Source organism: Rhizobium skierniewicense Ch11 (assembly GCF_023757665.1).
Lineage (GTDB): Bacteria > Pseudomonadota > Alphaproteobacteria > Rhizobiales > Rhizobiaceae > Agrobacterium > Agrobacterium skierniewicense.
This window is the reverse complement of sequence record NZ_RXPG01000015.1, coordinates 1-20,229: the sequence shown is the minus strand read 5'-3', so window position 1 is coordinate 20,229 and position 20,229 is coordinate 1. Positions and strand designations below refer to the sequence as shown.

At 57.7% G+C, this 20,229-nt stretch carries 15 protein-coding genes and 1 tRNA gene; 9 read left to right on the top strand and 7 right to left on the bottom strand.

The features are described from left to right. Positions 1-150: 150 nt before the first annotated feature. The 4 genes from EKM04_RS12500 to EKM04_RS12485 all read right to left on the bottom strand — a co-directional run bounded on the left by EKM04_RS12500 (position 151) and on the right by EKM04_RS12485 (position 6,033). A complete protein-coding gene (locus EKM04_RS12500) occupies positions 151-2,490 on the bottom strand; it encodes a glucose/quinate/shikimate family membrane-bound PQQ-dependent dehydrogenase (protein WP_183897842.1) in 2,340 nt (779 codons plus the stop codon). A 63-nt stretch (positions 2,491-2,553) separates the two neighbouring features. Then, positions 2,554-3,516, bottom strand: coding sequence for an asparaginase (locus tag EKM04_RS12495; RefSeq protein ID WP_412763000.1), 963 nt, complete (start codon positions 3,514-3,516; stop codon positions 2,554-2,556). Further along, a complete protein-coding gene (locus tag EKM04_RS12490) occupies positions 3,513-4,982 on the bottom strand; it encodes an amino acid permease (RefSeq protein ID WP_252094067.1) in 1,470 nt (489 codons plus the stop codon). The genes EKM04_RS12495 and EKM04_RS12490 overlap by 4 nt, the downstream gene beginning before the upstream one ends. A gap of 337 nt (positions 4,983-5,319) precedes the next feature. Next, complete coding sequence (locus tag EKM04_RS12485) at positions 5,320-6,033, bottom strand: FadR/GntR family transcriptional regulator (protein ID WP_174154069.1); 714 nt, start codon at positions 6,031-6,033, stop codon at positions 5,320-5,322. 151 nt (positions 6,034-6,184) lie between these two features. On the opposite strand from EKM04_RS12485, the gene EKM04_RS12480 reads away from it, so the two are divergent. The 9 genes from EKM04_RS12480 to recQ all read left to right on the top strand — a co-directional run bounded on the left by EKM04_RS12480 (position 6,185) and on the right by recQ (position 18,938). Then, a complete protein-coding gene (locus EKM04_RS12480) occupies positions 6,185-6,772 on the top strand; it encodes an ANTAR domain-containing response regulator (RefSeq protein ID WP_183897854.1) in 588 nt (195 codons plus the stop codon). Between the two features lie 31 nt (positions 6,773-6,803). Next, positions 6,804-8,090 (top strand): CmpA/NrtA family ABC transporter substrate-binding protein, encoded by a 1,287-nt coding sequence (locus tag EKM04_RS12475; protein WP_183897843.1) that lies wholly within the window; start codon positions 6,804-6,806, stop codon positions 8,088-8,090. Positions 8,091-8,459: 369 nt separating this feature from the next. After that, the gene (locus EKM04_RS12470; RefSeq protein ID WP_183897844.1) at positions 8,460-9,758 is read left to right on the top strand and encodes a CmpA/NrtA family ABC transporter substrate-binding protein; all 1,299 of its coding nucleotides are present in this window, start codon (positions 8,460-8,462) and stop codon (positions 9,756-9,758) included. A gap of 19 nt (positions 9,759-9,777) precedes the next feature. Further along, positions 9,778-10,671: a nitrate ABC transporter permease gene (gene ntrB, locus EKM04_RS12465; protein ID WP_183897845.1), complete on the top strand. Its 894-nt coding sequence runs from the start codon at positions 9,778-9,780 to the stop codon at positions 10,669-10,671. A 13-nt stretch (positions 10,672-10,684) separates the two neighbouring features. Then, on the top strand, positions 10,685-11,482 hold the full coding sequence (locus EKM04_RS12460) for an ABC transporter ATP-binding protein (protein ID WP_183897846.1): 798 nt from the start codon (positions 10,685-10,687) through the stop codon (positions 11,480-11,482). Positions 11,483-11,487: 5 nt separating this feature from the next. Further along, positions 11,488-13,950, top strand: coding sequence for a nitrite reductase large subunit NirB (gene nirB, locus EKM04_RS12455; RefSeq protein ID WP_183897847.1), 2,463 nt, complete (start codon positions 11,488-11,490; stop codon positions 13,948-13,950). 102 nt (positions 13,951-14,052) lie between these two features. Beyond that, positions 14,053-14,382 (top strand): nitrite reductase small subunit NirD, encoded by a 330-nt coding sequence (gene nirD, locus EKM04_RS12450; RefSeq protein WP_183897848.1) that lies wholly within the window; start codon positions 14,053-14,055, stop codon positions 14,380-14,382. A 2-nt stretch (positions 14,383-14,384) separates the two neighbouring features. Beyond that, positions 14,385-17,042 (top strand): nitrate reductase, encoded by a 2,658-nt coding sequence (locus EKM04_RS12445; RefSeq protein ID WP_183897849.1) that lies wholly within the window; start codon positions 14,385-14,387, stop codon positions 17,040-17,042. An 87-nt stretch (positions 17,043-17,129) separates the two neighbouring features. Continuing rightward, positions 17,130-18,938, top strand: coding sequence for a DNA helicase RecQ (gene recQ / locus EKM04_RS12440; protein WP_183897850.1), 1,809 nt, complete (start codon positions 17,130-17,132; stop codon positions 18,936-18,938). Between the two features lie 73 nt (positions 18,939-19,011). On the opposite strand, the gene EKM04_RS12435 is transcribed toward recQ, so the two are convergent. The 3 genes from EKM04_RS12435 to EKM04_RS12425 form a co-directional block, all read right to left on the bottom strand. Then, positions 19,012-19,374, bottom strand: coding sequence for a hypothetical protein (locus tag EKM04_RS12435; protein WP_183897855.1), 363 nt, complete (start codon positions 19,372-19,374; stop codon positions 19,012-19,014). A 523-nt stretch (positions 19,375-19,897) separates the two neighbouring features. After that, positions 19,898-19,974, bottom strand: a tRNA-Met gene (locus EKM04_RS12430). 56 nt (positions 19,975-20,030) lie between these two features. Further along, a partial coding sequence (locus EKM04_RS12425) for a hypothetical protein (protein WP_252094066.1) occupies positions 20,031-20,229 on the bottom strand: 199 nt, incomplete at its 5' end.

The window sequence follows — 20,229 nt, the reverse complement described above, 5'->3', positions numbered from 1 at the left end:
GCCAAGATGCCGTCAAGCATTCGTTTTGTTATGTTATTACATAATCCGTTTCAAGAGAATACTTTTGTGATGTGTCCAGTTGCCAGCGCCCAACAGGCAAAAGGCCGGGAATGTCTTCCCGGCCTTCGTTATCGAACTGACTTTGGATGCTCAAGGCAGCGTGTAGGCGATGACATAGTCACCGGGTTTTGTGCCCACTGAGCCGTGACCACCCGCGACCATGACGACATATTGCTTGCCGTTCTCCATCGCATAGGTCATCGGCGTCGCCTGGCCACCAGCGGGAAGACGTCCTTCCCAGAGCTGTTTGCCGGAGGTGAGATCGTAGGCACGCAGATAGTTATCGACAGCGGCACTGAGAAACGCCACGCCACCCTTGGTAATCATCGGTCCGCCGATGCCGGGCACACCAACCTTGAAGGGCAGTGGAAGTGGCGTCATATCGTAAACGGTACCGTTCTTGTGCTTGTAGGCAACGTCACCCGTGCGCAGATCGGCGCCTGCGACGTAACCCCATGGCGGCGCCTGGCATGGAATGCCGAGCGGCCCGAGGAATGGTCCCATCAACACGCCATAGGGTGCTCCGTCGTTGCGGTTGAGGCCCTGCTCGCTGCCTTTCTCATCCTGACCCTTGGGCGGAATCTGCGCGCGAGGCACAAGCTGTGACGTAAAGGCCAGATAGGTCGGCATACCAAACATGACCTGACGCTCAGGATCGACGGCCACGGAACCCCAGTTGAAAGTGCCAAAGTTGCCGGGGTAGATCAGGGATCCGTTCAGCGACGGCGGCGTATAGCGACCTTCGTAATTCAGCTGGTGGAACTTGATACGGCATGCCAGCTGGTCGAACATGGACACGCCCCACATGTTCTTTTCGACCAAAGGCTCGGGCTTGAAGGACAACGCAGATGTCGGCTGTGTCGGCGCGCTGAAATCTTCAGGAATGGCACCGCCGGGTGCTTTCTCTTCCGTCACGGCCAGGATCGGCTCACCCGTGCGTCTATCGAGGACGTAAATGTCGCCCTGCTTGGTCGGCCCGACCAGTGCAGGAACAGTCTGACCGTCCTTTTTGGTGATGTCGAGCAGAACAGGCTGCGCTGGAACGTCCATGTCCCAGAGGTCGTGATGCACGGTCTGGCGCACCCAGCGATCTTGTCCCGTGTTGATATCCAGAGCGACGATCGACGACGAGTATTTCTCAACGCTTTCGCTGCGGCCCATGCCCAACTGGTCGGGAACCTGGTTGCCGAGCGGAATGTAGACGAGACCGAGCGCTTCATCGACGCTGAACACCGACCAGCTGTTGGGCGAGTTCGTCGTATAGGTCTGGCCCGGCTGCAAAGGCTGCGTCTGCGTCGGGTTTCCCGAGTCCCAGTTCCAGATCAACGCGCCTGTATTGACGTCGAACGCTCTGATGACGCCGGACTGTTCCTGGGTGGAGTAGTTGTCGTTGACCGCACCACCGATGATGATCTTGTTGTCGACGATGACAGGCGGAGATGTCGAGTAATAGTAGCCAGCCGGATTGTGCTCCATTCCGGATGCAAGTTGCAACGTGCCGTTCTGGGCAAACGAATTGCACACCAGGCCTGTCAACGCGTCCAAGGCAATCAGACGCGCGTCGGAGGTGGGCAGATAGACGCGCTGCGCGCAGGGCGCACCGGCGGGCACGGCAGGGTCGGCATAATAGGTCACACCCCGGCATGTCTGATGCTGACGGTCAGGGTTGAGACCCGCATTCGGATCGTATTTCCACTTTTCCTTGCCTGTGGCGGCATCAATGGCGATTGCCCAATTGTGCGGCGTGCAGAGATAGAGCGAGTTTCCCACTTTTAAGGGAGTCACCTGATAGGTTGTCTCGCCCACGTCCTCGGGCAGCTTTACGTCGCCCGTCCGGTACCGCCAAGCTTCCTTCAGGCCGCTGACATTGTCTGTGTTGATCTGGGCCAAAGGCGAGTACCGCTGACCGTAGGAGGTGCGGCCATATTGGTGCCACTCGTTGTCCGGAACAGCGTTTCCATAGGACGGCGACGCTGTCACGACCTCGGTCGGAAGATCGCCTTCCATATCATGCGGGTCTTGTGTCATGGCAAAAGCAGCAGCACCAACAGAAACCAGAACGGCTGTGAGCAGCGGAACCGCGTTTGCGCCATAGGTCGTGCCGGTTGGACTGGTAAAGCCCAGCGGCTTTCTGATCCAGGGCATCAAAAGCCACATACCCATGACGATAATGAAACCGCCGCGAGGCCCAAGCTGCCACCAGTCAAAGCCGACTTCCCATAGCGCCCATAGCAATGTGGCGATGACGAAGGCGGCATAAAAATGCAGTGCCAGCTTGTTTCGTTGAAATAACAAAACGGCAGTGATCACGAATGCGATCCCCGCCAATGCATAGTAAAAGCTTCCGCCCAGCATAACGAGCTGCGAACCGAAACCGAAAATTGCAAGTCCAATGAGCGTCAGGACGACTGCAGTGGATGTAACTGCCATAAAAAGCCCCCGGTGGTCTCCCACCCGGGAAACACCATCAGGCCTTAAAGGTTCCCGAAAAAATCACGATTTCGCCACTTTTTCGAAGTCGCCAAAAGCGGCCTGCATATCGCCGGTGTTTTGGCCCGCAGCAATCATCGCCGCAAGCAGAATTCTGGCCTGTCCGGGCCGCAATGTCTGCGAGTGGATGGCGCCTGCGGCACCCAGATCATGGCCTCCGCCACCGCCGCCATAACCGGCCACAAGCCTGCCGGTCGGAACCCTGCTGGAAACGACCACAGGCACACCGGCATCCCGGCATCGGCCAACAGCTTCGACCACACGGACATTGGCATTACCCGAACCCAGCGCAGCCAGAACAACACCATCGACGCCAGCCTTGAGACTGGCATCGATATGGGTCGCGTCGCAGCCGGGATGGATCGCGACGATGTCCACTCTGATGTCCGTCACGCTTGCCGAAAGACCGAGGCTGTGAGGACACAGGGATGTGCCTGCCAGATCGAACGCGTCGCGCTCATCCGACGAACGTTTGTAGAGACCCCATGCGGGCAGAAGCTTTCCGCCGAAGCAGACCAGAACGCCTTCTTCCACGTTGGAAGGATGAGTGCAGGCTTCGATGGCGAACGAAAGATTATCCGGCCCATCCGCGTGCGGGTGGTCGGCAGTAAATTGCGCACCGGTAAAGATGACGGGTTTCGTCAGATGGTGCTGGAGATGAACCAGAAGCGCGCTTTCCTCCATGGCATCAGTGCCATGAAGAATGACGACGCCGGACACGGCGGGATCGGCAAGCTCCAAGCCCACCGCATCGCTGATATGCTGCATGTCCGATAGCGTCAGGCTGGACGAATCCTTCGCCATCAACTCGACGGGCTTGACCGTTACATCGCCACTGGAAAGGCCGGAAACCAGCATCTTGCCAGACAGCGCCGGCTTGGCCGCGCCGGTGTCATCACGCGTGCTGGCAATGGTGCCGCCAGTGGCAATCACAGCCACCTGCATTGTCGTATGCTCACCGCTCACGCATCGCCTCGAGGTCCAGCCTGTCTGGACGTTTCGGCTTTCGCCAGTTCATGAATGCGATTTCGCAACACATACCATCCCGCAACGAGAGCTGGCGCAATGATGACGAGCGAACCGACCGTCAACGTGCCAGCAGGATAATCCAATGCCATCAGCACCAGAACGCCGAGAAGAAAGACAAGCGTCAATATACCGGTGTAAGGCGCGCCAAACATTCTGAAATCAGGACGGCGCATTTCTCCCCGCCGCGACAGGTGCCACAGCTTGAGTTGGCATAACACGATGACACCCCAGGCGCAAATAATACCCAGAGCCGAAAGATTGAGAGCAATTTCAAAGGCCTCAGACGGTATGATGGCATTGAGAATGACGCCGATGACGGTCACGACAGCGGTCACCGCAATGCCGCCATAGGGCACACCCGCCTTGTTCATTCTGGCCAGAGCGGCAGGCGCCGAACCGGAAACGGCCATCGAGTGCAGGATGCGCCCGGTCGAGTAAAGCCCCGCATTGAGCGACGACAAGACAGCCGTCAGCACCACGAGGTTCATGATGATATCGGCACCTTCAATGCCGATGGAGCCGAAGAAAGTCACGAACGGGCTCTCGCCGGCCTTGTAGGCCGTATACGGCAAAAGAAGCGTCAGAAGCAGAACCGAGCCAACGTAGAACACCAGCAACCGGAACACCACGGTGCGGATCGCGCCGGGGATGACCTTGCGCGGATCTTCGGTTTCACCCGCCGTCGTGCCGATCAACTCGATGGAGGCATAGGCAAACAAGACCCCTTGAATGATGATGAAGGCGGGTAGAATACCGTTGGGGAAGAAGCCGCCATTGTCGGTAATCAGGCTGAAGCCCGTGACATGCCCTTCGATCGGCGTGCCAAAAATGACGAAATAGACGCCGACGACGAGGAATGTTGCGAGCGCGACAACCTTGATGAGGCTGAACCAGAATTCCAGTTCACCGAACACCTTGACCGACAGCATGTTCATGGCCAGGACGATGATGAGCGCCCCAAGCGCGAAGACCCACTGGTCGATACCCTGCATCCACGGCACATATTGCTTGAAGAAGTTCATGTAGATGGCAACGGCAGTGACGTCTGCGACAGATGTCATGGCCCAATTCAGCCAGTACATCCAGCCAACCGCAAAGGCCATTTTCTCCCCGTAAAACTCGCGGGCGTAGGAAACGAAAGAGCCGGAGGACGGACGGTGCATGATGAGCTCGCCCAAAGCGCGCAGCACCAGAAAGGCAAAGAAGCCGCAAATGGCGTAGACGAAAACCAGAGCAGGCCCGGCAGCGGCCAGACGCCCGCCAGCACCGAGAAACAATCCGGTTCCAATCGCGCCGCCAATGGCGATCATCTGAATCTGACGAGGCTTGAGAGCCTTGTGATATCCAAGCTCTTCTTTGAACTGCGTGTCGCGGTCGTGGTGGTTCTGATTTGGCTGGTTCACTGACAATCGCCCCTCCCTCAGATCTTTGGTCAGCCGCGCATTCCGATCAATCAGCCAGCAAATTCCAGCCCTACGGTGTCGGCGGCCTTGGCGTTAAAGTCCAAATAAACAATATGCTTCTGTTATGCTGTTAGACAGATTTTCCGGTCCAAATACTGACCATCACGTGCGACGTCAAGCTCTATTGCCATGAGACCGCAACGGAGGTCTGGCCGCCGAAATTCGACAGGGCACAGCAACGACAAAAAAATAGGATGCCAACCAAATGCGCCAAGCACGCGCGCTTTATCTCTATTAAAATGGCCCGGAAGAATAGATCAGCGTTTCAAAACAACGGCTAACGCAGCGCCCTTTCGTCGCCCAGAATGGACGTGACGATCTGCTTGACCTCACTCAGATGCGCATCCATCGCGCTTCTTGCGGTCTCGTCCGAACCGGCGGCGATGGCTTCGGCAATCAAACGGTGCTCGACATTGGAGGCAATGCGGCGCGGTGCCATGATGTTCAACAGTTCAGATTGCTGACTGAGCGAGCCGCGCGCATCCGAGACGATCTTGGCAAAGACAGAATTCCCGGACGCTTCAGCGATGGCACAGTGGAACTCCGAGTCAAGCTTGACCCATTTCGGCGGGTCCTCCTGCGCATCCATCGCGTCGCAGAGGCTGAGGATCCGAGAGAGCTGCTCGCCGGTTCGCCTGACCGCCGCCCAACCGGCAGCGGGAACCTCGATATAGGGTCTGGCCTCGATAAGGTCGCGAGCCGAGTAGCCGCCGTAACTGAGCCCGGGACTTGGTCTATCGGTCAGAACGAATGTACCGCTGCCTGTCCGTGTCTGGGTCATGCCCAACGTTTGCAGGGAACGGAGAGCCTCCCGCACGATGGGTCGGCTGACGCCGTATTTGCCTGCCAGGTGCGTTTCAGCAGGCAACCGCGTGCCAACGGTCAAGCGCCCGGAGACGATCGCCAACCGCAAATCCTCAAAAACCGATTCCGCCGCGCTTTTGCGGGTGATCGGGCTTGTTTCTGATAACCAGTCCACCCCTGCACTCATGTGACAACCTTTTATAAACCCGAGATCGTTGTCAAGGCGTGTACGTGCTGGCTAACGGGTTTTACGAGAACAAAAAAATGGAAATATGCCCGATTTTTAGTCGCGGTTAAAAAGATTGCAAATGATTGTCTGCTACGTCATCAATGCGCTCATGACGCTGCGAGACCTGACCATTCTGGTGATCGATGAAAACGCCATCCGTGCCTCCATTATCGAGGAGGGATTGCGAGAGGCGGGGCATGACCGTGTCACTGTCATCCATCAGGTTCACGGCGTAGCACGTATCATCGACACGCTCTGTCCCGATGTTATCGTCATTGATATAGAAAATCCAAATCGGGACATGATGGAACATTTGTTCCAATTAACGCGCACAGTGGGACGCCCGATCGCCATGTTCGTGGATCGCTCGGATACAGACTCCATCGAAGCGGCGGTCGAGGCGGGCGTTTCGGCCTATATCGTTGACGGTCTGAAGAAGGAGCGCGTCAAACCCATTCTGGATATGGCCGTCAGTCGCTTCAATGCCTTCAGCCGTCTGAAACGGGAATTGGCCGACGCCAAATCGGCGCTGGAAGACCGAAAGATCGTCGAGCGCGCCAAGGGCATTCTCATGAAGATGCGCGGCCTGTCTGAAGAGGAAGCTTTCGCACTTTTGCGCCAGACGGCAATGAACGAGAAGAAAAAACTGTCCGAGATTGCGCAAAGCGTCGTCACGGCTGCCGGTTTGCTGATGTGAGCGGGCCAGGACAGGAAAGGACGTGGAAGATATGACGAGCACCGTCAGCGAGAAAACGAAAAGCGCTCCGGCAGACACCGCGCCCGCCCTGATCGGCAATGACCGCCAACGCATATTGCGGGCAGGCTTCATTCCGCTCGTTGACGCGTCTGTTCTCATTGCCGCGGCCGAATTCGGTTTCGCAGAGCGGGAAGGCCTGAAACTCGACCTCGTCAAGGACGTGTCCTGGGCCAATGTACGCGACCGCCTGGCATTCCGTCAGTTCGATATCGCCCACATGCTATCGCCCATGCCGGTCGCCTCGATGCTGGATCTGGGCTCCAATCCCTCCCCGACCATCACGCCATTCTCGCTGGGGCGCGGCGGCAATGCGATCACGCTTTCGACACGACTGTTTGGCCGCATGCGTGAGGTTTCGGGCATTTCGGAGACGGCAAGCGCGCTTGACAACGCGATGGCCCTGAAAACCCTCCTGGGGGAGATGCGCACGCGTGGCGAAGGCGCCCCGACCTTCGGTGTCACCTACCCTTTTTCCTCACACAATTACGAGTTTCGGTATTGGCTGGCGGCTGGTGGCATCAATCCCGACAGGGATGTCAAACTCGTCGTCGTGCCGCCACCTTTGACGTCAGATGCATTGGCCGCCGGTGCCATAGACGGCTTCTGCGTCGGCGCACCCTGGAACATGATGGCGAGCGAACGCGGCATAGGCCGCATCGTTGCCGCCAAACAGGATATCTGGCCATCGGCCCCGGAAAAGGTCGTCGGCATGCGCCCTGAATGGGCCGAAGCACAGCCCGAAGCAGTGTCTCGCCTGCTCGTGGCGCTGGACGCCGCTGCCCGCTGGTGTGACGATACGCAGAACCATAGCGCTCTGGCTGGGATGCTGGCAGACACGAAATATATCGCCGCGCCCGAGGAGATCATTCGGCAGGTGTTGGCTGGACGCTTCAGCGTCGATGCGCAGGGAAATCACCGCGTGATCGAGCGCTATTTCACCTTTCATGATAATTTTGCCAATTATCCTCGCAAAAGCCAAGCGCTGTGGATTTACAGCCAGATGATCCGCTGGGGCCAAGCGAACTTTACGCCGCAACTGGCGCAAGCCGCGGCATCGGCCTACCGCAGCGACCTCTACCGCAACGTCCTGGGTGCTGCCCTCGCACCGCAGGAACCGGACCTACGCATGGAAGGCGATATCGACGGCGACCGCTTCATGGATGGCCATGTCTTCGATCCCGGCTCCATCGAGGACTACGTGGACAGCTTTCCCGTCAGCGCGCGCAATCACTTTTCTTCTGCTTTCGACGACGTCTAACAGGCGCACACTGCACAAACGCTGCGCATCGAAAATGCTTCCCTCGCGTCATATGCGCAAAATATGAGCCGCAGAACGCCCGATGGAACGGAGAGAAAGTCGCTTTAATTTTCGAAATACCGTTTTTATTTCAAAGGCATAATTTATGAGGGTAAAACTGGCATAGCATTTGCTTCGAAGAAAATACTCGGTCAACGGCGATCGGGGATAAAAGCGCTTCACTGCTGCTTACCAACGACACAGACGTCGCAAGGTTTTTGCTGACCGGGACCTCCCTCCTGGCAATCGCAATCTCCGAGCGGCGTTTTTTTTGTTTTTATCTTTCGCAAACAGCGCCGGAACGGCGGATCAAAAATGGGGAACATGCGAATGAAACCGACATTCACCGGCACCATAAGCCGCCGCAGCATGCTGAAAACCACTGCCACAGCAGCGCTGATCACGGCCATGAAATCCGCTTTCCCCTCCGGCGCATTTGCCGCAAACGCCACACCGGAAGTCACCGGAGCAAAGCTCGGCTACATCGCCCTGACCGACGCAGCGCCGCTGATCGTCGCCTCGGAGAAAGGCCTGTTCGCGAAATACGGCATGCCCGATGTCGAGGTTGCCAAGCAGGCATCCTGGGGTGCAACGCGCGACAATCTCGTGCTGGGCGGTGCTTCCAACGGCATCGATGGCGCGCATATCCTCACCCCCATGCCCTACCTCATGCACACCGGCAAGGTGACGCAGAACAATGTTCCCGTACCGATGGCAATCCTGGCCCGCCTCAACCTCGACAGCCAAGGCATTTCGGTTGCCAAGGACTATGCCGAGACCGGGGTGCAGATGGATGCGTCCAAACTGAAAGCCGCGTTTGAGAAGAAAAAGGCCGAGGGCAAGGAGATCAAGGCCGCTATGACATTCCCCGGCGGCACCCATGACCTCTGGATCCGCTATTGGCTGGCCGCTGGCGGCATCAACCCGGACAAGGACGTTTCCACCATCGTCGTTCCCCCACCGCAGATGGTCGCCAACATGAAGGTCGGCAACATGGACGTCTTCTGCGTCGGCGAACCATGGAACGAGCAACTGGTCAATCAGGGCATCGGCTTTACCGCCTGCACCACCGGCGAGCTTTGGAAGGGCCACCCGGAAAAAGCGCTCGGCATGCGCGCCGACTGGGTGGAGAAGAACCCGAATGCGGCAAAAGCCATTCTCATGGCCGTCATGGAAGCGCAAGCTTGGTGTGACAGCATGGACAACAAGGACGAGATGTCGGCCATTCTTGGCAAGCGTCAATGGTTCAACGTGCCGCCAAAGGACGTGCTGGGCCGCCTGAAAGGCGACATCAATTACGGCAATGGCCGGGTGGCGCACGGCACTGATCTGCAGATGAAATTCTGGAAGGACGCAGCGTCCTATCCGTTCCAGAGCCACGACACATGGTTCATCGCCGAGAATGTGCGCTGGGGCAAGTTCGCACCGGACACTGACATCAAGGCCCTGGTCGCACAGGTCAATCGCGAAGACCTTTGGCGCGAAGCCGCCAAGGAACTCGGCATTGCTGCCGCTGATATTCCAACATCCAAATCTCGCGGCAAGGAGACCTTCTTCGATGGCAAGGTTTTCGACCCGGAAAACCCATCCGCCTATCTCGACAGCCTCTCGATCAAAGCCGCCTCTTAAAAAGCGACAGGATAAAACCATGACCGCAACAGCCCGCAAGCCAGAGAATACGGCCATCACCGCCGCTGTGCCGAAGAGCGGAACCGTTATCACCATCAACCGCCGCCCGGTACAGGGCCCGAATGCCAGGAAAATTGCGGCGTCCATCGCCCGCAATGTCATTCCACCGTTTGTCGTGCTGGCGCTGCTGCTCGGCATCTGGCAGGTGCTCTGTTCGGGACCGGGCGCAACCCTGCCGCCGCCAAGTCAGGTGTTTCAGGAAAGCTATGACCTGATTGCCTATCCGTTCTTCAGCTATGGAACGCAGGATATCGGCCTTGGCTGGCGCGTGCTGATTTCTCTGGAGCGTGTAGCCTACGGATTCGGTCTCGCGGCCATTGCCGGTGTCATCATGGGTGCGGTCATCGGCCAGTCCGTCTGGGCGATGCGGGGTCTGGACCCCATCTTTCAGGTGCTGCGCACCGTCCCGCCACTCGCATGGTTGCCACTTTCGCTGGCTGCCTTTCAGGATAGCAACCCATCCGCCATCTTCGTGATTTTCATCACATCGATCTGGCCTGTCATCATCAACACCGCCGTTGGCGTGCGCAACATTCCGCAGGATTACCGCAACGTGGCGCAGGTACTGCGGCTGAACCAGCTGGAGTTTTTCTACAAGATCATGCTGCCATCGGCGGCACCATACATCTTCACCGGCCTGCGCATCGGCATTGGCCTGTCGTGGCTCGCCATCGTTGCCGCTGAAATGCTGACCGGCGGCGTGGGCATCGGCTTCTTCATCTGGGATGCCTGGAATTCCTCGCGCCTGCCCGACATCATCGTCGCACTCGCCTATATCGGCGTCGTCGGCTTCATCCTCGACAAGCTGGTCGCGGCACTCGGCAATGTCGTCACCCGCGGCGCGGGCAACTGAGAAGGAGACCATCATGAACGCCTATCTCAAGCTCGACCATATCGACAAATATTTCGACAAGGGCGGTGTCCGCGCCGAGGTGCTGAAAGGCATCGACCTCACCATTGGCAAGGGCGAGTTCGTCTCCGTCATCGGCCATTCCGGCTGCGGCAAGTCCACCATGCTGAACCTGATTGCCGGCCTGACGAAGGTGTCGTCCGGCGTGGTTCTTCTGGAAAACCGGGAAGTCAACGAACCAGGGCCGGAACGCGCCGTGGTGTTTCAAAATCATAGCCTGCTGCCGTGGCTCAGCGTCTATGAAAACGTCAATATCGGCGTCGAAAAGATCTTCCGCTATACCAAGACCAAGGCCGAGCGCCGTGAATGGGTGATGCGCAATCTGGACCTCGTGCAGATGGCCCATGCCAAAGACAAAAAGCCATCCGAAATTTCCGGCGGCATGAAGCAGCGCGTCGGCATTGCCCGAGCGCTCGCCATGGAGCCGAAAATCCTGCTGCTGGACGAACCCTTCGGCGCGCTGGACGCGCTCACCCGCGCCCATTTGCAGGATGCGGTCATGGAAATCCATGCCCGACTTGGCAACACCATGATCATGATCACCCACGATGTGGATGAAGCCGTGCTGCTGTCTGACCGCATCGTCATGATGACCAACGGCCCTGCCGCCAACATTGGCGAAATTCTGGATGTTCCCCTGGCAAGACCGCGCAACCGTATCGACCTTGCATCAGACCGAACCTACCTCAAATGCCGCGAAGCTGTGCTGAAGTTCCTCTACGAACGTCACCGCTTCGTCGAAGCTGCGGAGTAATTCCCATGTCCGAAACACAGACAGAAAAACTTGTCATCATCGGAAACGGCATGGCGCCGGGACGCATGCTCGAAGAACTCTTCGAAAAGGCACCGGGCCGTTATCAGGTCACGATTTTCAACGCCGAACCCCGTGTCAATTACGACCGCATCATGCTTTCGCCCGTGCTCTCCGGTGAGAAGTCCTATGAGGACATCATCATCCATGGTGACGGCTGGTACATTCAGCACGGCATCACGCTCTACAAGGGTCACCGCATCGTCAATATTGACCGTGCTGCCAAGACGGTGACGTCTGATCACGGTGTGACCGAGAGCTATGACAAGCTGGTCATCGCCACCGGCTCCGTGCCCTTCATCATCCCCGTTCCCGGCAAAGACCTACCCGGCGTCATCACCTACCGCGATCTTGACGATGTGGATGCGATGCTGCTGGCGGCCCAGTCCCGCGAAAAGGCCATCGTCATCGGTGGCGGTCTGCTGGGTCTGGAAGCGGCAGCGGGTCTTTCCATGCGCGGCATGGACGTGACGGTTCTGCATGTGATGCCGACGCTGATGGAGCGCCAGCTCGATCCGGCAGCCGGATATCTTCTCCAAAAGGCAATGGAAGATCGCGGTATCAAGGTCATTACCAAGGCCAACACCAAGCGGATCCTTGGCACCGATAAAGTGGAGGGCATCGAACTCGACAATGGCACCATCATCCCGGCCACGCTTGTGGTAATGGCCGTTGGTATCCGTCCCAATGCCGGACTTGCGAAGGACGCCGGCCTTGCGGTCAATCGCGGCATTGTCGTGGATGCCGGCATGCAGACATCCGATGGCGATATTCTGTCTGTCGGCGAATGCGCTGAAGTGGGCGGCATGGTCTATGGCCTCGTCGCGCCACTTTACGAGATGGCCAGAATTGCCGCCTCGCATCTGGCTGGCGATACGACATCCGCCTTCGTCCACGCCGATACGCCCACCAAGCTGAAGGTCACCGGCATCAACCTGTTCTCCATCGGTGATTTTGCCGATGGCGATGACCGCGAGGAAATCGTGCTGCGGGACGCCACCGCTGGCGTCTACAAGCGCGTGATCCTGAAAGACAACCGCATCATAGGCACCGTTCTGTATGGCGAAACCTCCGACGGTGCCTGGTTTAATGACCTGAAGAAAAAAGCGACCGATATTTCGGCGATGCGTGAAACCCTTATCTTCGGCCAAGCCTATCAGGGAGGGTCCCCACTGGACCCCATGGCGGCCGTTGCAGCCTTGCCGGATGATGCAGAAATCTGTGGCTGTAACGGCGTTTGCAAGAGCAAAATCACCTCGACCATCACATCGAAGGGACTGACATCCCTAGACGATGTTCGCGCCCATACAAAGGCGTCCGCCTCATGCGGCTCCTGCACCGGCCTCGTTGAGCAATTGATGACGCTGACGCTGGGCGACAGCTACAATCCCGCCGCCGTTCAGCCCATGTGCAACTGCACCGAGCTCGGCCATGATGATGTGCGCCGTCTGATCAAGGCGAAGGGTTTGAAAACCATTCCCGCCGTCATGCAGGAACTGGAATGGAAGACATCCTGTGGCTGCGCAAAATGTCGCCCGGCGCTGAACTATTACCTCGTTTGTGACTGGCCGGATGAATATGCCGACGACTATCAGTCGCGCTACATCAACGAGCGTGTTCACGCCAACATCCAGAAGGATGGTACCTATTCCGTCGTACCGCGCATGTGGGGCGGCGTGACCAATGCCAACGAGTTGCGTGCCATCGCCGATGTGGTCGACAAGTTCGAAATACCAATGGTGAAGGTCACCGGCGGTCAGCGCATTGATTTGCTGGGCATCGAAAAGGAAGACCTGCCCGCCGTCTGGGCCGATCTTGGCAAGGCCGGTTTCATCTCAGGCCAAGCCTATGCCAAAGGCCTTCGAACGGTCAAAACCTGTGTCGGATCAGACTGGTGCCGCTTCGGCACGCAGGATTCGACCGGTTTCGGCATCCGCGTCGAAAAATTCATGTGGGGTTCCTGGACACCGGCCAAGCTGAAGCTGGCCGTCTCCGGCTGTCCGCGCAACTGCGCAGAAGCCACCTGCAAGGATATCGGCGTGATATGCGTGGATTCCGGCTTCGAAATCCACTTCGCCGGTGCAGCGGGTCTCGACATCAAGGGCACGGAGATTCTGGGCCTCGTCAAAACCGAGGATGAGGCGCTGGAGCACATTGTGGCGCTGACGCAGATGTACCGCGAACAGGGCCGCTATCTGGAGCGCATCTACAAATGGGCCAAGCGCATCGGCTACGACGAGGTTCGTCGTCAGATCATAGGTGATGCCGAAAAGCGGCGGGCCTACTTCGAACGCTTCGTCTTCAGCCAGAAATTCGCGCAGGTCGATCCTTGGTCGGAGCGCGTCTCCGGGGAACACAAGCACGAGTTCAAACCGATGGCGACCATCGGGTTCAATCAAGCCGCAGAGTGACGCCCCGCTTATCGAAGTGGGTCGGACGCAGGGCGTCTGGTGGGGTGAAAAGAGGAGTTTTCACCCCACCAAAATTCTAACCGCGAAGGATAGGACAAAACAATGAACTGGGTCGATATCGGAGATATCTCAGACATTCCTCTGCGCGGCGCACGTTGCGTAAAGACGCCGGCTGGCAAGATCGCGATTTTCCGCACGGCTGAAAACGATGTCTATGCCATCGAAGACCATTGCCCGCACAAGGGTGGGCCGCTCAGCCAAGGCATCGTGCATGGCGCGTCTGTCACATGCCCCCTGCACAACTGGGTGATTTCGCTGGAAACCGGCAAGGCGTTGGGTGCGGATGAGGGTGCCGTGCGCACCATTCCCATTCGCAATGTGGATGGGCAGCTTTCGGTTGCTGTCGAAAGCCGGATGATCGCAGCGGAGTGACCATGGCAAAAGAGGTCAAGACCACCTGTCCCTATTGCGGCGTCGGTTGCGGCGTCATTGCCAACATTGCGGATGATGGCACCGTCTCCGTGAAAGGCGACACCGATCACCCTGCCAATCTCGGGCGGCTCTGTTCCAAGGGGTCCGCACTGGCGGAAACCATCGATCTGGACGGGCGGCTGCTTTATCCACAGATCGATGGCGAGCGGGTGGAGTGGGACAGCGCGCTTGATCTCGTGGCCTCGAAATTCTCCGCCGCCATTGCCGAACACGGACCAGATTCGGTGGCTTTTTATGTCTCAGGCCAATTGTTGACCGAAGACTATTACGTCGCCAACAAGCTGATGAAAGGTTTCATCGGCTCTGCCAACATCGACACCAATTCGCGGCTGTGCATGTCGTCTTCCGTCGCCGGTCATCGTCGCGCCTTCGGTTCGGATACGGTACCAGGACTTTACGAAGACATCGAAGGCGCCGATCTCGTCATCCTCACCGGCTCGAATCTGGCATGGTGCCATCCCGTCATCTACCAGCGTCTTGCCGCCGCGAAGGCAGAGCGCCCAGACATGCGCATCGTGGTCATCGACCCACGCCGCACCATGACCTGCGATATCGCCGATCTTCATCTGGCCATCCGCCCGGATGGGGATGTCGCGCTGTTCACTGGCCTTCTCGCCCACTTGGCAACACGTCCCGCAATTGATCGCGCCTATATCGCGAATTTCACAAACGGTTTCGATGAAGCTGTGCAAGCCGCAACCGCGTTGAGCTCTGACGAGATTGCCGAAGCGACCGGGCTGTCCATCACGGAGCTGACACGCTTCTACCAGCTTTTCGAAAGCACTGAAAAAGTCGTCACCTGCTACAGCCAGGGCGTCAACCAATCGGCCAGCGGCACGGATAAAGTCAACGCTATCATCAACTGCCACCTCGCCACCGGTCGCATCGGCAGGCCGGGCATGGGCCCGTTTTCGCTGACCGGTCAGCCCAACGCCATGGGTGGTCGCGAAGTCGGCGGTCTCGCCAACATGCTGGCAGCCCATATGGCCATCGAAAATGCCGATGATCGCGACCGAGTCCAGCGGTTCTGGGGCTCACCCGTTATTGCCAACAAGCCCGGCCTGAAGGCGGTCGACCTGTTCAAGGCCGTGGCGGATGGCCGTATCAAGGCACTCTGGATCATGGCGACAAATCCTGTCGTTTCCATGCCGGACGCCAGCGCCGTCGAGGCAGCGCTGAAAATCTGCCCCTTCGTTGTCGTCTCCGACATCATGCAGGACACGGACACGACACGCCACGCCCATGTTCTGTTGCCCTCGCTCGGCTGGGGCGAAAAAGACGGAACCGTCACCAATTCGGAACGTCGCATCTCCCGCCAGCGTGGCTATTTGCCAGCACCGGGTGATGCAATGGCTGACTGGTGGCAGCTGACCGGAGTGGCCCAGCGCATGGGCTTTGTGGATGCTTTCGCCTTCACGAGCCCTTCCGATATTTTTGCCGAACATGCCGCGCTGTCGGCATTCGAAAACGACAGAACACGTGATTTCGATATCGGAGCGTGTTCTCGGCTGACGCCTGCGGACTATGACGACATGCAGCCGTTCAATTGGCCGCAGCCCCTATCTGGCGTTCCAGAAGACACACGTTTCTTTGCTGACGGCAAATTCTTCCATAACGATGGCAAGGCCCGCTTTATCAGCCTCGCACTGCCACAGGCCTCACGCATTGATGCGGATTATCCCCTGACACTCAACACCGGCCGCATTCGCGACCAGTGGCACACCATGACGCGCACTGGAAAAAGCGCGCGCCTGTCATCGCATATCGCCGAGCCATTCGTGGAATTGCATCCACGCGACGCCATGGCATCAGGCATCGAAAGCGCTGATCTCGTCGAAATCGAAAGCCCGCTTGGCAGGATCATTGTTCGCGCACTGGTCACGGACCGCCAAGTGCGGAGCCATGTTTTTGTGCCCATGCACTGGAACGACCAGTTCGCCGCCAATGCCCGCGTCGACAAGCTGGTTCCCTCCGTCACTGACCCGTTTTCCGGCCAGCCCGCATCGAAAAATACTCCCGTTAAGGCCAAACGTTTTCAAGCGAAAGCCTATGCCTTTGCCGTGACGCAGAACAAGCCGCAGGATCTTGATTGCGCCTACTGGGCGCTGGCAAAGGCAGACGGCGGCTATCGTCTCGAAATGGCATTCGAAGATGTGCCCGAGGACTGGACGAGTTGGGGACGTGCGGTTTTCGGCGTCTGTTCCCGTATTGAGCCAATCGGTTACGCCGACAACAGCGCCGGTCAGGTGCGTCTTGCCTTTTTTGAGGGCGAGATATTGCTCGCGGCTTTGTTCATCGCCAACACGCCTGTGGCCGTCGCCCGCAACTGGGCCATTTCCCAGTTGACCACCCGCCATGACGATTTGCGCACACGGTTCGCGCTGGTCGCGGGTCGCCCTGGTGCAGGCAAAGCGGACCCCGGTGCCACGGTCTGCTCGTGTTTCAGCGTCGGTGTCAACCAGATCACCACGGCAATACGCGATGGATGCCGCACTGTCGAAGCCATCGGCAAAACCCTGAATGCCGGAACCAATTGCGGCTCCTGTCGTGCCGAGATCAGAGGTATCATCGATGGCTGCCTCAAAACCGCAGCAGAGTGATTGCCGGTGTATCCCGCTTTAAAGGGGTTGTGATTATCCTGAATATGGAATGAGGTGCCGCGCGAGCGAATCTTAAAGAAGACATCCGTGAATACTGATCCATTCCATATTCTGAAAACCATCTATGGCTACGATACCTTCCGGGGGCAGCAGGCAGACATCGTCCAGCACGTCATCGCCGGGAACAACGCGTTCGTGCTGATGCCGACAGGCGGCGGCAAGTCTCTCTGCTACCAGATTCCGGCGCTCTCACGGCCTGGCATGGGCCTCGTCGTCTCGCCGCTGATTGCACTGATGGTCGATCAGGTCGCGGCATTGCGCCAGGCGGGCGTCAGGGCCGAAGCGCTGAATTCAAACCTCTCACCCGACGAAAGGCGGGCGCTGTGGGCCGACATCCGCGCTGGTCGCGTCAGTATTCTCTACGCAGCACCCGAAACCTTGCTGAAGCCGGATGTGCTGGATGCGCTTCAGGATGTGCCCCTGTCGCTCATCGCAATTGATGAGGCGCATTGTCTCTCCCAATGGGGTCATGACTTCAGGCCGCCATACCGGCAACTGGATCTGCTGACAGAGCGGTTTCCACACACCCCACGCATGGCCCTGACGGCGACGGCGGATGAGCCGACACGCGCCGAAATTCTGGAGCATATGCGCATCGACGGAAAGGACGCCTTCATTGCAGGCTTCGACCGCCCCAATATTCGCTACGCCATCATGGAGAAGGACAATCCGAGATCTCAGGTCAAACATTTTCTGAGAAATCATCAGGACGAGAGTGGCATCATCTATTGTCTGTCCAAACGAAAAACCGAGGAAACGGCAGAATGGCTGCGTTCGGAGGGGTATGATGCACTCTCTTACCATGCTGGCATGGAAAGAGAGCAGCGTGAGGCCAACCAGACCCGATTTCAACACGGCGAAGCCGTCATCATGGTTGCTACCATTGCTTTCGGCATGGGAATCGACAAGCCGGATGTGCGCTTCGTCATCCATATCGATTTGCCCAGCAGCATTGAGGCCTATTATCAGGAAACAGGCCGAGCCGGTCGTGACGGCCTGCCATCCGATGTTCTCATGCTTTACGGCTCTGACGATATCGCGTTACGCAATCGATTTATCGAAAAATCCGACGCATCCGACCAAAGAAAGCATATGGAACGGCAGAAGCTGGATGCGTTATTGGGCTTGGCTGAAACGGCTGGATGCCGACGACAGGCTCTCCTCTCCTATTTCGGCGACAGTTGCGAACCCTGCGGCAATTGCGACACCTGTGCCCAACCGCCGGAACTGTTTGACGGCACGATCGCTGCCCAGAAAATTCTGTCCTGCATCTATAGAACGGGTGAACGCTTCGGTCAGGCCTATATCATCAGTGTTTTGCTGGGCGCAGAAGACGAACGAATGAGCCGCTTTGGCCACGACAAGATCTCGACCTATGGTATCGGGAGGGAACATGATAACAGGACCTGGCGAGCCATCTTTCGCCAATTGATTGCATCACGCCTGCTTGAGGTCGATCTTGAGGGGCATGGTGGCCTTTCCATGTCTGAGACCGGCCGGCAGTTCCTCAGGGAAAAGCCGACGCTGATGTTGCGGAAACCTCAGGCTCCTCGCAAGGCGAGCCGTGACCGAAATCTGAGTGGAAGCAGAACCATCAGCCTTCCCGATGAAGACGCGGCACTGTTTCAGGCCCTGCGCGAACGCCGTATGGAGATCGCTCGTACCCAAAATCTGCCGCCCTATGTCATCTTCCATGATAAGACACTGATCGAACTTGCCGGTGCACGGCCGACATCACGAGCCGAGATGGCAAAAGTACCGGGCGTCGGCGACGCCAAACTGGATCGCTACGGCCCGGCATTTCTCGAGGTCATCTCGCAGTTTATGTCTCAATAGCGACAAGACGAAAGCGTCACTCGCCATTTACGACATCTAGCGCGGTCAGAAAGCGCCTGTAGGGTCGCAGCGGTTACGCCTCTATTTTTTCGCTCACGTCGTCCAACAGAAAATAGGCCACGACATAGGGTGTCTGAAAAGGCTTACCGCTATCGGACACGCCTTGCTCCACGCCTCCATCAACGGGATGCCATTTTTGATAATGCGGATTGTTGGTAATGAGGGTGATAGCCTTGCCTGAAAGTGGACCTTGGACTCTGTAACGGGTTTCGGCGAGCGGCCAGACCCGTTCATAATCAGCCTGCGTCATGCGCACCTTGAGCGCCTGACGTTTCGTTATCTCTCCGCGCTGATGACCGGCGGGATCGAGTGTGGGCACATCGAGCGTGACCTCTTGCGCATTGTCCAAAACAGAATTGAATTCGTCAGGCCACATCCGTCTCATGAAACGCTCCTCCCAAGCTTTTCTTCGTCGCATCTGGAAATATAGCCCGTCTCCGTCAGCAAGCAATCCCCTATCCACAGCGAGAGCAGATCAGAAACGGACGACCGCACAACTCCGGTTTGCGGGAACGAGATAGAAACGCGTACACCCGCCGGCCAGCACAGAGGGTTCGATCCGTAAGCTGCTGTTCCTTGCCCGTAACAACGCCAACGAAGACGCCAAACGGCGTCTGATGCCGATCTTGCGGACCCTCATTTAGACTGTGGTGATTGGCAAGACACCCGGTCGTCAACCGGCGAGCCTGCAGGTGCATGGCGACATCTCCAGTATCATGGCATCGATGGAGGTTCTCGATCTGCTGGAGCATCATTTCCTTGCCGCAGCGGGCACCGACCTGATGTCCCGCATTGCGTCTGGCGAGATCACACGGAGGCCAAACGCAAAGAGCTCCTGGACCGTTATGGTGAGGAGCTTGAGTGCAAATATTTGGAATGGAAGGTGTTAGGTGTTTTTTTGGTTGCGGGGGCAGGATTTGAACCTGCGGCCTTCAGGTTATGAGCCTGACGAGCTACCGGGCTGCTCCACCCCGCGTTACCAGGTTTTTGCACTTGCAAAAACCGACACAGCAAACCCTTGGGTTTGCGTTCCTACCCGACTTTTGCCTTGGCAAAATGTCGTTTTCTCCGGGTTTTTGCACTTGCAAAAACCGACAAAGCAAACCTTTGGGTTTGCGTCCCTACCCGACTTTTGCCTTGGCAAAATGTCGTATTGGTCTGGTTTTTGCCGAAGGCAAAATACCGTTGTTTGCACTCAAGTGGCTGACCATGTGCCTTATGAGTTATGCCG